Below are 12,996 nucleotides of genomic sequence, written 5' to 3' on the forward strand. Positions count from 1 at the left end.
CATCAGCATGAGTCACCGCGGCGCGGCAGGTTACGAAGAGGCGATTGATCGCGTTATCCAGCGCGTCGGCCGGCGGCTTGTCGTTGGCCTGCCGCTGGCGCTGGGCAAACCCAATCGTCTGGTCAATACGCTTTACCGGCGCGCCGTGCGGGACCCGGAGCTCGAGCTTGAAATCGTCACCGCGCTGTCCCTCGACCCGCCGGAGTCATCCCATTGGCTGGAAAAACGGCTGATGGATCCGATCGTGGAGCGTCTGTTCGGCAGTGATTATCCGCGCCTGGACTACGTCCGCGACCAGCGCGCCGGCCGCGTGCCCGAGAACATCCGGATCACGGAATTCTACTTCCAGTCCGGCGCGGCGCTGGGGTATCCAGCGATGCAACGTCACTATATATCCTCCAACTACACTCACGTTGCCCGCGATCTCATCGACCGCGGCATCAATGTGCTGCTGCAGCTGGTAGCCGGCCCGGAAGACGATCGCTACAGCCTGTCGTGCAACCCCGACGTCACGCTGGACGTTGTCAAGCGCCTGCACGACGAGGCCGACTGGCCCTGGATGGCAATAGCGCAGGTCCATCCTGATCTTCCTTTCCTGTACGGCGATGCCGTGGTAGCAGCGGACTATTTTGACGCCATCCTTGACGAGGATCCGCGACAGAGACTGTTCGCCGTGCCCCGCAATCGGGTGTCCCTGCAGGATCATGCCGTGGGAGTGCATGCCTCGCGGCTGCAGGCAGACGGCGGCACGCTGCAGATCGGCATCGGCTCGCTCAGTGACGCGCTGGTCAACGCCATGATTCATCGCCACCGCGACAATGCCGTGTATCGCCAGGTGGTTGCATCTCTCGATGCCCCGGGGGCCGGGTTCGAGCATCTGGACGCCTTCGGCGAGGGGCTTTACGGGGCCAGCGAGATGTTCATGGATGGTTTCATGCACCTCTATCGCGCCGGCATTCTTGCCCGCGAAGTATTCGACGATCTCGAGCTGCAGCAGCGAGTCAACGCCGGCGAGACCGTCGAGCAGGCAGGCAGCGGCGCCATCATGGACGGCGGCTTTTTTCTCGGCAGTGAGGCGTTCTATCGTTTTCTCCAGAATCTCGACGACGACGAGCGGCCGCGATTCCGGATGCACGGCGTCGGTCGCATCAATCAGCTCTATGGCGGATCGGAAGCGCTGGAAGTCGAGCAGCGCCGTCACGCCTGCTTCATCAACACCTGCATGATGGTCACGGCCACCGGGGCGGCGGTTTCCGATGGCCTGTCGGATCATCGGGTGGTTTCTGGCGTTGGCGGCCAGTACAACTTCGTTGCCATGGCGCACGCCATGCGCGACGGGCGCTCGGCGTTGATGGTGCGGGCAACGCGAACCGGCAGCGGCGGGCGCGTCGTGTCCAATATCGTCTGGGAATACCCGCACACCACCATTCCCCGCCACCTTCGCGATCTGGTGGTGACCGAGTACGGGGTGGCCGACTTGCGCGGCAAGACCGACGAGGAGTGCATCAAGCGGATGGTTGGCATCATGGACGCCCGCTTTCAGGATGGATTGGTCGAGCAGGCAAAGCAGGCCGGCAAGCTCGACCCCGACTGGCAGGTGCCGGCGGCGGCGCGCCGGAACACGCCGGGCAAGCTGGCAAGCGCGCTCGCAGACCATGGTCCACTGTTTCCCGATTACCCCTTCGGCAGCGACTTCACCCCGGTCGAGCAGCGCCTGATTCCCGCGCTCAAGCGCCTCAAACGCTTGTCCGGCAGCAAGCCAGCACTGCTGCGAGCGCTGTTGCGCGGGCGGCCCGACGACTACCCCGACGAGCTCGAGCGCCTGGGCCTGGCCGCACCCTCGTCACTGAAGGAGCGAATCCATGCCCGACTCGTTGCCGCAATGCTGGCAGAAAATTAAAGAACTCGGAATTGTGCCTCTGAGAGCCACTCGTTGATCACCCGTGTGGCGGCTTCCGGTCTTTGCATCCACGCGTAGTGGTCCGCTGTTTGTGCGTCCGCGTCGGACTCGATCACCCGCGTGGAGATATCGCATCCGCTGAGCTTGCCGATCAGCCAGTCAAGGGAGCCTTGCGGCACCAGCCAGTCGTCGGCCATGCGTAGCGTCAGCGTTGGCAGCTTCAGCTCGCTGAAGCGCGCCTCCAGGTCGATATCGAGGCCCCGTGGTCGATAGCGCCCGGAGCGGGCACTGCGTCCCCAGTCGGCCATCACGCCGCGCGCCTCGTTGCCGCCAAAGCCCACGCGCTTGCCGGGGTAGTAGCCAAACAGCGCGCCCAGGGCCGGAAAGGCGAACATGGTCGCCGCCATCATTGCCTGATGCCAGCCGGGAAAACTGCGCCAGTAGGGCGAGCCGCCGGCAAGAATGATCAGGCCACGGAGTCCCCGCGAGTCGGCGGCGGCGCTCATGCAGGTTAACTGCGCGCCCAGGCTGTGGCCGCCCAACAGGTAGCTGCCACCAGTGCGCTCGGCGACGGCGCTTCGGGCCAGGGCAATGTCGTTCAGAAGCTCGCGGTAGCCCCAGTCACACTGCCTCGAGGCGCGCATGCTCGACGAGCCGTTGCCGCGCCATTCATGGAGAAACACGGTGATGCCGATATTGGCCAGCGCACGGGCAAAGGGGATGAACAAGCGCGCGCTCAGACCCATTCCGGGCAGGAACAGCAGCGTTTGGCGCGGCTGCTCGGCGGCAACGTGGATCAGTTCGAATTGATGGCCGTCGGGGGTCTCGACGGGTACGACGGGTTGGTTGTGCGGCATAGCGACAAGTTGGGCGGCAGGAACGAGGGCATTGATTCGGCGCGAGCAAGCGGTATGATATTATCATACTTTTGTCGCGTCAGGAGCACCAGCCATGAGCATGCACCGGAAAACCATCACGCTGACCGAGCAACAAGACGACTGGGTGAAAAGCCGGATTGAAAGCGGTCATTTTGGCAATGACAGTGAGTATATCCGCGATCTCATCCGAAGGGATCAGCAGGCCAAGGAACATCTTGCCATGCTCAGGCAGGCCCTCACTGAGGGTGAATCAAGCGGACAACCCAAACCGCTTGATCTATCCGCCATCAAGGCGGCCGGCCGCAAGCGAATGAAGACGGACTGAGTGAGTGCTCAAGCTCAACATCACACCGAAGGCGGAATCGGACCTCATCGGAATATGGATGTATACCTGTCAGGAGTGGGGTGCTGATCAGGCGGATGAATACCTGGATCAGTTGGAGAGGGGAATGAAACATCTTGTCGAACATCCGTCGCTTGGCACGAACTACGAGCACGTCCTCCCCGGATATCGCAGGTTGCAGGTCGAGCATCACGCTGTTTTCTATCAAGTCTTTCAGCCAAGCGTGCTCGCCGTTCGTGTGTTGCACGAGGACATGGATGCGCCTGAAAGGCTTCTGGATTAGAGCCCGCTATCTTTGATGGACCCACTAGCCAAGCGCTTCGATCAATTGCGCTACCTGCCGCTCGCTCGTGGCCCAGGAGCACACCAGGCGTGCCAGATCGTCGTGGCCGGGCCAGATGTGGAACCGGAACCCCCTGTCCTTGAGCGCGGTCAGTTTATCGGGCGCGGCCCGCATGAAGACTTCGTTGGACTCCACCGGCCAGTGGAGTGAGGCGCGTGGACTGGCTTCGATGCCTTGCGCCAGCGCGGCGGCGCGGCCATTGGCGGTGCCGGCCAGCTGCAGCCAGAGATCATCTTCGAGCATGGCCAGCAACTGGGCCGAAACGTAGCGCATTTTCGAGAGCAGATGGCCGGCGCGCTTGCGCCTTCGCTGCATGCCTTCCAGCCATTCTGGATGCCCGAACACGATGATCGCTTCGGCGGCCAAGGCCCCGTTCTTGGTCACGCCGAAGCTGAGTACGTCCACGCCGGCCTTCCAGGTGATTTCGGCCGGATGGCAGCCGAGGTGGTGCACCGCGTTGGCAAAGCGCGCACCATCCATGTGCAGATGCAGCCCGCGCTCATGCGTGGCTGCGGCAATGTCGCGGATGGACTCGGGCCGGTAGACCGTGCCGCATTCCGTCGCCTGGGTGATCGACACCACCGCAGGCTTGACGTTGTGGACGCCGTGAGCGCCGGCGCGGTCAATTGCGGCCGCCACCGCTGCTGGGTTGAGCCTGCCGTTGTCGCCCGGCAGCGGCATCAGTTTGGCGCCGGCCGAGAAGAACTCCGGCGCGCCGTTTTCGTCGTTGTGGATATGCGCGAGCTCATGACACAGCACCGCGCCCCAGGGCGGGCTCAGTTCGGCGATGGCTACGCTGTTGGCCGCTGTGCCGGTGGCAATCGGCAGCACGTGACAATCGATATCGAAAACTTCGGAGAAGCGCTGATCCAGCTGCTGGCTGTAACGATCGTTGGCGTAGGCGGTGGCGAAGCCCTGGTTGGCTTGCGAAATCGCCTCGATCATCGCCGGATGCGCCGGCGCCTCGTTGTCGCTTGTGAAATTCATTGCTCAGTTAGCTGGTTCGCTGGTTGGCTAGTTGGCTAGTTGTGCTCGGATCAGCTCTGCGTCATTTGCATTATGCCAGCCTCACCGCAAAATCATTGCTAACCAGCTAACCAGCTAACCAGCTAACCAGCTAACCAGCTAACCAGCTAACCAGCTAACCAGCTAACCAGCTAACCAGCTAACCAGCTAACCAGCTAACCAGCTAACCAGCAAACCAGCAAACCAGCAAACCAGCAAACCAGCAAACCAGCAAACCAGCAAACCAGCAAACCAGCAAACAAACTCCCCGCCGAATTCCCGACAATATCCCCGATGAGCGAAATCCCTACTTTCGATCCCGAATCCGTCATGCAACGTGATGTCGGCTGGCTCAAGCGCCGGCATCGCCAGCTTGTCCGCTTCCGCGGCCCGGCGGATAAGCGCCAGCGGCTGATCATGGAATACGAGAAGCGTCTGCAGGGCTCTACCGCGCGGCGTGAGCAGCGGGCCGAGGCGCGACCGGATACAGGCGAAGCGCCGGATCTGCCGATCTCGGCCCATGCCGACCGGATCGTGGAGGCGATTCGTGAAAATCAGGTGGTGATCGTTGCCGGCGAGACCGGTTCGGGCAAATCCACCCAGCTGCCCAGGCTGTGTCTGGAGGCCGGTCGCGGCGTGCGCGGGCTGGTGGGCTGTACCCAGCCCCGGCGGATCGCCGCGCGTTCGGTAGCGCGCCGCGTGGCCGAGGAATTGGGCACCGAGCTCGGTCAGGCGGTCGGTTTTCAGGTCCGCTTCACCGATCGGGTCTCCGAGCAGAGCTACATCAAGTTTATGACCGACGGCATTCTGCTGGCCGAGATTCATCACAATCGCCTGCTCGATGCCTACGACACCCTCATCATCGACGAGGCCCACGAGCGCAGCCTCAATATCGACTTCCTGCTCGGCTACCTCAAGCGCCTGACGCGGCGGCGGCCCGACCTCAAGATCATCATCACCTCGGCGACCATCGACACCGAACGCTTCGCCGAGCACTTTGACGATGCGCCGGTGATCACGGTCGAAGGCCGCGGCTACCCGGTCGATATTCAGTATCAGGATGCGGCCGAGGGCGAGAGCCTGCCCCAGCAGGTGCAGCGGGCGGTCCAGACGGTCAGCCGCATCGATTCGCGCGGCGATATTCTGGTGTTTCTGCCCGGCGAGCGTGAAATCTTCCAGGCCGCGCGCGCCCTCAAGCGCGCCAACCTGTCGCATACCGAGGTGCTGCCGCTGTATGCGCGCCTGCCGGCCGGCCAGCAGGATCGCATCTTCAAACGCGGCGCCGGGCGCCGGATCGTGCTCGCTACCAACGTGGCGGAAACCTCGTTGACCGTTCCCGGTATCCGTTTCGTGATCGATTCGGGTCTGGCCCGGATTTCGCGCTATGCGGCTCATTCCAAAGTGCTTCGGTTGCCGGTCGAGCCGGTCTCCCAGGCCTCCTGCAATCAGCGCGCCGGGCGCTGCGGGCGGGTCGCGCCGGGCACCTGCATCCGCCTGTTCGATGAGGCCGACTTTCTCGCCCGACCAGAGTTCACCGAGCCCGAAATCCAGCGCGCCGGCCTGGTCGGCGTGCTGCTTGAGATGCTGGCGCTGGGCCTGGGTGATCCTGAAGACTTTCCGTTCATCGACGCCCCGCCCAGGCGCCTGATTGCCGAAGCGCGTCAGACGCTGCTGGAGCTGGGCGCCGTCGACCAGGATCAAGCTGATCAGATTCAGCGCCTGAGCCAGCTCGGCCACCAGCTTGCTCGCCTGCCGGTGGATGCGCGTCACGGCCGCATGCTGATCGAGGCCGAGCGCCGCGGCGCCCTGGCCGAAGTACTGGTGCTTGTGGCCGGGCTGTCGGTAGCTGACGTGCGCGATCGACCGCTGGACCAGCAGCAGGCCGCCGATCAGGCGCATCAGCAGTTTGTCGTTCAGGGCTCGGACTTTCTTACCCTGCTGAAACTCTGGCAGTGGTGGCAGCAGGCGCGCTCGGAAAACTCTCGCAGCCAGGCCGACAACCTGGCCAGAAAGCACTTTCTGGCGCCGCAGCGTCTGCATGAGTGGGGCCAGCTTCACGGCCAGCTCAGAGAGATCGCGCGTGAGGAGCGCTGGCGGCCTGGCAAGGTCGGCGCCGCCGAGCCGGAGGCGGTGCATCGCAGTTTGCTTGCCGGCCTGCTGGGCCTGGTCGGTCAGCATCAGGAAGCCGGTGAATACCAAGGCGCGCGCGGCCACAAATTCCGCATCTTCCCCGGCTCCGTGCTGGCGAAGCGCAATCCTGGCTGGATCATGGCGGCCGAGCTGGTGGAAACTGCCCGCCCGTATGCCCGCATGGCCGCACCGGTGCAGCCCCGCTGGCTGGAAGAGCAGGGCGCCCATCTGCTCAAGCACCGGGTGTTCGACCCGTATTGGGACAAGCGCTCCGGGCGGGTGATGGGTTATGAACAGGTCAGTCTGCATGGCCTGGTTCTGGTCGAGAAACGGCGCACGCACTATGGCCCGCACGACCCGAAAACGGCGCATGCGGTGTTCATTCGGCACGCCCTGGTGCGTGGTGAAATTCACTCGAAGGCAGAGTTTCTCAAGCGCAACGCGGAGCTTCGGCGCGAGCTGGCCGAGCACGAGCACAAGCGCCGCCGGCGCGACGTGTTGGCCGCCGAGGCTGAGCTGGAGAGCTTTTTCGCCGAGCGGCTGCCGGCCGACATATTCACAACCAAAGCCTTTGCGCGCTGGTACGAGCGGCTCGACGAAAGCCAGCGCCAGCAGCTGCTCTACGATCGCGCCACGCTGTTGCGCGACGAAGCACCGCTGGCCGGGCAGGAGGCCTTCCCCGAGCACCTGCCGATCGGACCGGAGCGCTTTCGCCTGAACTACCACTTTGATCCCGCCAGCGAGCGCGACGGCGTCACGCTGGATTGCCCGCTGCATCTGCTCAATCGGCTTGATGCCGGGCGGCTGCAGTGGCTGGTGCCGGGGCTGCTCGAAGAAAAGGTCACCGCCCTGATCGCCAGCCTGCCCAAGTCGAAGCGGCGCTCGCTGGTGCCGGCAGCCGAATACGCCCGCGCGGCAATCGAGGCCCTGGGTGAGCCCGACGGGCCCTTGCTCGAGCGGCTGGCCGAGCAGCTGGCGCGGATGTCGGGCATGCACGTCGACCCGGGCGAATTCAAGCTCGACAAGCTGCCGAGATACCTGCATTTTCTGGTGCGCGTGCGTGGTGAGGGCGGCAAGGTGCTGGGCGAAAGCCGCGACCTGGGTGAATTGATCGATCGCTTCAGCGATCGGGCCCGGCGCGAGTTCATGGAGCGCCAGGCCGGGCAGTGGCAGCAGGATGGCTTGACGCCGTCGGACTTTCCCGAGCTGCCGGAAATCATCACCACCCGCGGCGGTCACCGCGCCTGGCCGGCGCTGGTCGACCAGGAAACCCGCGCCGGCGTCCGATTGTTTGACAGCGAAGACGAAGCGCAGCTCGCCCACCACGACGGCCTGCTGGTGCTGCTGCGCGAAGCCCTCGCTGACAAATGGAAGTACCTGCAGAAGAACCACGGTCTCTCGCGCGAGGCCCAGCTGGCCTGGACGCGGGTGGAGAGTCCGGGCGACTTCGCCGAAGCGCTGCGAAACCTGGCTCTGCGCAGCTTTCTCGATTACACCGGGTCGGTACGCGACCCGGCGGCCTTTGATCGGCTGGTCGCGGCCGCCCGTCAGGAACTGCTTGGCAAATACGCTGAGCTGGCAAAAACTGCCGATCAGTGTCTTGGGAAGTGGCACGCCCTGTCGATGTGGCTTGGCAGCCTGGAACAGGCCGTGCCGGCTGCAGTGGCCGACATGCGCAGCCAGCTCGACGATTTGATGTACGCCGGATTTCCGGCCGATATCGACGCCGAACGACTGGCCCACTATCCGCGCTACCTGGCGGCGATGGAACAACGCCTGGAAGCGCTGGAGCTCGATCCGGTGCGTGATCGCCAGCGCATGGACCAGGTTGCCCCGTGGTGGCAGCGCTACCTCGAACGGCTGGCCGAAGGCTGGTACACGCCCGCGCTCGATCGCTACCGCTGGCTGGTGGAGGAGTACCGCGTGCAGATTTTCGCACAGGAGTTGGGCACGGCAGAAAGGACCTCAAGCAAGCGCCTGGCCGAGGCCTGGTCGAAATGTAAGGTCGAAGCGAGGTAGGATGCGTGATATGTTTCTCAGAGAATGCCGGAAAAGACTGAATTAACGGAACTTTTATGACCTCGGGATGGTCATTTTGCACTTGAAATCGCTACAATGGTGGCGGACATATGCGTAACAGCGGGAAGACACGGATTGTGACAGCTTTCAAACTACGGAATTACGCGATCAAGGCGGTCGCGATCATCGCCCTCGCAGCCAGTACGTTTACCCTGGCTCAGGCTAATTCGCGCGTCTCCAGCACGATTTCGCTACTCGTCGACGGCGGCCAGAATCTTGCTGTCGTCCCGCTCATCCGAGAGACTGCCCAAGGCAATTTGCTGCTCTATAATTTCATGAACGGAAGGGTTGAGTTCTCCGCCGGTACCGTGTCTTCAGGAGACTACGATGAGCCGCTGTTCTGCTTTGATCTGGGTAGTCCGCAGTCGGCGACATCGGTCCGGACGACTGATCCCAACGGTCACGTGATCATCGACAACTTCGATCTTGGTGTGTCTGCTGACTACGTGCTTTCGGCGTCAACCCTCCGGGTGCAGCCCGCCGCCGATCAGCATTGCTTTTTCCGTTCCGGCAACATCTTTGGACTGCTCGGTATGGAAAGCCCGTTGAACAATGCCGATATCATCAACAAGGACCGCTTCGAGCCTGATCGTGGAGTGAGCCTGAAATTTCAGGACGTGCCTGCTTTCGTTACCCCCGGCGAGCCCATCGATTACAAACTCGTGCTGGAAAATACCGGTTCCGTCAGCCTGCAGCGGGTTGCCTTGCAAGAGTTGTTTCCCGAAAACATGGCCGTCTATGACGCCGGCCTGACTGCCGGAGATTGGGAGTGCAAGTCAACAGGTGATGTTCCAGCTCAGTGCCCGAACCCCGGCACCGGTTCCCTGCGCGTAGAGGAGATGAACACCGGCGGCATCGACATGCCGCCCGACGGCGAGCTGACTTTCAACATCCAGCGCACGGTCGATGCCGCATCGCAGATTGGCGAAGTGATCAAGCTGCACGCCGGTACGGTCTCCAATTCGTTCCTGTCCGACGTGCCGTTCGCCGTCGACATCGCCGAGATGACCGTGATCGGTCAGTCAGCGGGGCTGAGTGTGTCGAACGCTTCAGCGAGTGCCGATTCCTTCGCCACGACGGGCGTGACTTCCGACGATGCGCAAGTCACGGTGACCGTTCTCGATTCCGTCGGTAACCCGGTACCCAACGAGTTGGTTTCACTCGACAACGCGGGTGGCTTGACGGTCACGTCGGCCACCTCTGGAACCAGTGACCCGAACGGAGAAGTGAACTTTACCGCGACTGCCAAGTACACAGGTGATTACACGATTTCGTTCACTTCCGGTAGTTACAGTGCTAGCGGCACTGTTACTATTCTCCCTGGCGATCCAGATACTTTTTACCTTCACGAGGCTATTTCATCCGCAGAGGCTAATGGAGACGCCGAGATTGAGGTTCAGATTCTGGTTCAGGACCAGTATGGAAACGCTGTCGATTCAACTCTGGTTGAAGTCAGCGACGATGACGGTTTGACAGGCCTCCCGCCCAGTGAGTTTACTGATATCGACGGCAAAGCGATCTTCAAGGCGTCGTCTGGCATAGTAGGCGTTTTTGAGCCGGTTTTCTCCGTTGCTGGGGTCGGCACAGCTACCGCTACAGTCGAATTCGAAGCCGGTGAACCCGCTGGTCTGGAATTCACTCTTCCGCCTCCGAACCCCGTCATTGCAGGGGTTCCCTTCGACGTCACGTTGCAAGTGGTAGATACCAGTGGTCATCCGGTCAGTGATGATCAAGGCACATTTGTAACCTTGAATTTCTGGCCAAACGGAGGTCAACCCCAATACATTGCCAGTGTTGGCGTAACAAACGGGGAGGTCACTTTCACCGTGACCCTCGGAACTTCCGATATCGGCGTAGATCACCGCCTCCAGGCGCAGGGTTCCGTAACCGGGTTTTTCGGGAAAACCAGCGACCGGTTTGACGTAGATCCCCAGTAACTGCTTGGTTGTACATCGGCTTGAAGTTTTCGGCCGAAATCGAGCTGCGAGGGCGAAAGCAAGGGATACAGGGGGATTGAAGGGCTCCCCGTATCAGTTTGAATCAGCCAGTTTGGCTTGATTCAGAATAGACTATGCTTTTCTAATCGAATTGCCAGAAGGCCATTCCTCCGTGAGCGGCACTACTCTCATTCAGCGACAGCCTCTCGATCGCTGGATTGACGACCACGCCCTGTCGGCAGATTGGTCGCCCGAGCGCCTGCGCGGGCTGATCGATCACCTGGCTGAAGCGGCTGGCGGCGATGCTGGCCAGGCCCTGGCTCTGGTGCATCGAGCGCTGCGGGCGCTGGAGCGCATCGCGCCCGAACAGGCCGTGGTCGAGGCCACGATCCTGCTGCCCCTGGTGCTCGAGGGCGGCAATGAGGATCCTCGGCTCCCTGCCGATTGCTCTGAAGAAGTCTCCGCTCTTCTCGACCAGCTCCGTACGCTGACCTTCTTCGGCCGCACCTACCTGCCCGACGATCAGACCCGCGCCGAAGGCTTGCGCCAGCTGCTGATGGCGCTGGTGGCCGACGTGCGTGTGGTGGTGATCGCGCTGGCCTGGCAGATTGCGCGATTGCATGCCGCGCGCGCCGCTGACGAGGCCGCGCAGCGGCAAATTGCGCGCGAAACGCAGATGATCCACGCGCCCTTGGCCAATCGCCTGGGGATATGGCAGTTCAAGTGGGAGCTCGAGGACCTGGCCTTCCGCTATCTCGAGCCCGAAGCCTACCGCAGTATCAGCCGCATGGTGGCCGAAAGGCGCGCTGATCGTGAAGCCTTCATCGACGAGTTCATGGAACGCCTGCGTGCGCTGCTCGCGGCCTCGGAGATGGACGGAGAGGTCAGCGGCCGGGTCAAGCACATCTACTCCATCTGGCGCAAGATGCAGCGCAAGGGCCTGGACTTCCATGAGCTGTTCGACGTGCGCGCCGTGCGCGTGCTGGTTGATACCGTAGAGCAGTGCTACGCCGTGCTGGGGCTGGTGCACACGCGCTGGCAGCCCGTGCCGAGCGAGTTCGATGACTACATCACCAACCCCAAGGCCAACCTGTATCAGTCGCTGCACACGGCCGTGAACACCAGCAGCGGCCGGGTCGTGGAAGTGCAGATTCGCACGCACGACATGCATCGCCATGCCGAGCTGGGCGTGGCCGCCCACTGGCGCTACAAGGAAGGCGGTGCGCGTGATGAGGCGATGGAAAGGCGCATCGGCGCGATGCGCCAGCTGCTTGAAGGTCAGGGCAGCGAGGATGATGACGAGGCCCTGCTCGAGGGTTTCAGCAATCTCACCACCGAGGATCGAGTCTACGTTCTGACTCCGGCCGGAGAAGTGCGCGATCTCTCCGCCGGAGCAACGCCGCTGGATTTTGCCTACCTGATCCATACCGAGATCGGGCATCGCTGCCGCGGCGCCAAGGTCAATGGCCGCATCGTGCCGCTGACCTATTGCCTGCGCAACGGCGATCGCGTCGAGATTCTGACCGCGAAAGAGCCGCGCCCTTCCCGCGATTGGCTGATTCCGGACCTGGGCTACATTGGCACGGCGCGGGCGCGCTCCAAGGTTCGCCACTGGTTCCGGCAGGCCAACCAGGAGGAAAACCTGGCGGCCGGACGGCAGGCGCTCGAAAGCGAGTTCCGCCGCCTGGACCTGGAACCCGGCGAAGCGGCTCGCGTGAAAGGCAAATTCAACGCCACCCGTATCGAAGAACTGTATGTCAGCGTTGGTGCCGGCGATGTGACGGCAACCCAGGTTGCCCGGGCAGTCGAGCGTCTCCACGAGCGTGAACGCAGGGAACGCAAGGGCATACCGCTGCAGCGCGAGCCGGTGGCGCGCGGCGATGACGACGATGTGCGTATCGAAGGCGTCGGCAGCCTGATCCACCAGATGGCGCGCTGCTGTCAGCCGGTTCCCGGCGACGATATTGCTGGCTACATCACCCGCGGGCGGGGCGTGAGCATCCACCGGCAGGATTGTCGGCAGTTCCTCACGCTGCAGGGCGAGCAGCCCGAGCGCGTGCTCGAAGTGCAGTGGACCCGCCGGCTGCGCAATCGCTATCCGTCACGGATTGTCGTCCACGCCTGGGATCGTCGTGAACTGATCAAGGACATCGGCACCCTGCTGGCCGCCGAGAAAGTCAACGTCACCGGCATGAACGCCCAGCACGCCGAGACCAGCGACGAAGTGGATATCAGACTGACCGTTCAGGTCGAAGACTTCGACCAGCTCACCACTTTGCTCAACCGCCTGCAGACCATTCCCAGCGTCACCGACGCCCGCCGGCTTCGTTAGTGGGAAAATCCTGTAAACGCCAAGACGCCAAGACGCCAAGACGCGAAGT

General features: G+C 62.7%; 8 protein-coding genes. 6 read left to right on the forward strand and 2 right to left on the reverse strand.

The window, feature by feature from the left end; all coding sequences use genetic code 11:
- Positions 1–7: 7 nt before the first annotated feature.
- Positions 8–1,900, forward strand: a complete 1,893-nt coding sequence (locus tag ACEWQ0_RS12355) for an acetyl-CoA hydrolase/transferase C-terminal domain-containing protein (protein WP_476482238.1) — start codon at positions 8–10, stop codon at positions 1,898–1,900.
- On the opposite strand, the gene ACEWQ0_RS12360 is transcribed toward ACEWQ0_RS12355, so the two are convergent.
- Positions 1,897–2,757, reverse strand: coding sequence for an alpha/beta hydrolase family protein (locus tag ACEWQ0_RS12360; RefSeq protein ID WP_476482237.1), 861 nt, complete (start codon positions 2,755–2,757; stop codon positions 1,897–1,899). The two genes, ACEWQ0_RS12355 and ACEWQ0_RS12360, sit on opposite strands and share 4 nt — an antisense overlap.
- A 94-nt stretch (positions 2,758–2,851) precedes the next feature.
- Between ACEWQ0_RS12360 and ACEWQ0_RS12365 the strand changes: the two genes are divergently transcribed.
- On the forward strand, positions 2,852–3,103 hold the full coding sequence (locus ACEWQ0_RS12365; RefSeq protein ID WP_476482236.1) for a type II toxin-antitoxin system ParD family antitoxin: 252 nt from the start codon (positions 2,852–2,854) through the stop codon (positions 3,101–3,103).
- Between the two features lie 4 nt (positions 3,104–3,107).
- The gene (locus ACEWQ0_RS12370) at positions 3,108–3,404 is read left to right on the forward strand and encodes a type II toxin-antitoxin system RelE/ParE family toxin (protein ID WP_476485483.1); all 297 of its coding nucleotides are present in this window, start codon (positions 3,108–3,110) and stop codon (positions 3,402–3,404) included.
- Between the two features lie 24 nt (positions 3,405–3,428).
- On the opposite strand, the gene ACEWQ0_RS12375 is transcribed toward ACEWQ0_RS12370, so the two are convergent.
- Positions 3,429–4,451, reverse strand: a complete 1,023-nt coding sequence (locus ACEWQ0_RS12375) for a threonine aldolase family protein (RefSeq protein WP_476482234.1) — start codon at positions 4,449–4,451, stop codon at positions 3,429–3,431.
- A 312-nt stretch (positions 4,452–4,763) separates the two neighbouring features.
- On the opposite strand from ACEWQ0_RS12375, the gene hrpA reads away from it, so the two are divergent.
- From hrpA to ACEWQ0_RS12390, 3 genes are all read left to right on the forward strand, one after another.
- Positions 4,764–8,618 (forward strand): ATP-dependent RNA helicase HrpA, encoded by a 3,855-nt coding sequence (gene hrpA / locus ACEWQ0_RS12380; protein ID WP_476485484.1) that lies wholly within the window; start codon positions 4,764–4,766, stop codon positions 8,616–8,618.
- 137 nt (positions 8,619–8,755) lie between these two features.
- Entirely contained in the window at positions 8,756–10,615 is a 1,860-nt protein-coding gene (locus ACEWQ0_RS12385) for an Ig-like domain-containing protein (protein WP_476485485.1), read from the forward strand.
- Between the two features lie 172 nt (positions 10,616–10,787).
- Complete coding sequence (locus ACEWQ0_RS12390; RefSeq protein ID WP_476485486.1) at positions 10,788–12,947, forward strand: RelA/SpoT family protein; 2,160 nt, start codon at positions 10,788–10,790, stop codon at positions 12,945–12,947.
- Positions 12,948–12,996: the final 49 nt, after the last annotated feature.

Source organism: Wenzhouxiangella sp. YN9 (genome assembly GCF_056324165.1).

What these genes read in the sequence shown, in the direction of transcription:
- ACEWQ0_RS12355 (WP_476482238.1), top strand. Translation starts at nt 8, where the DNA reads ATGAGTCACCGCGGCGCGGCAGGTTACGAAGAGGCGATTGATCGCGTT.
- ACEWQ0_RS12360 (WP_476482237.1), bottom strand. Translation starts at nt 2,757, where the DNA reads ATGCCGCACAACCAACCCGTCGTACCCGTCGAGACCCCCGACGGCCAT.
- ACEWQ0_RS12365 (WP_476482236.1), top strand. Translation starts at nt 2,852, where the DNA reads ATGAGCATGCACCGGAAAACCATCACGCTGACCGAGCAACAAGACGAC.
- ACEWQ0_RS12375 (WP_476482234.1), bottom strand. Translation starts at nt 4,451, where the DNA reads ATGAATTTCACAAGCGACAACGAGGCGCCGGCGCATCCGGCGATGATC.
- hrpA (WP_476485484.1), top strand. Translation starts at nt 4,764, where the DNA reads ATGAGCGAAATCCCTACTTTCGATCCCGAATCCGTCATGCAACGTGAT.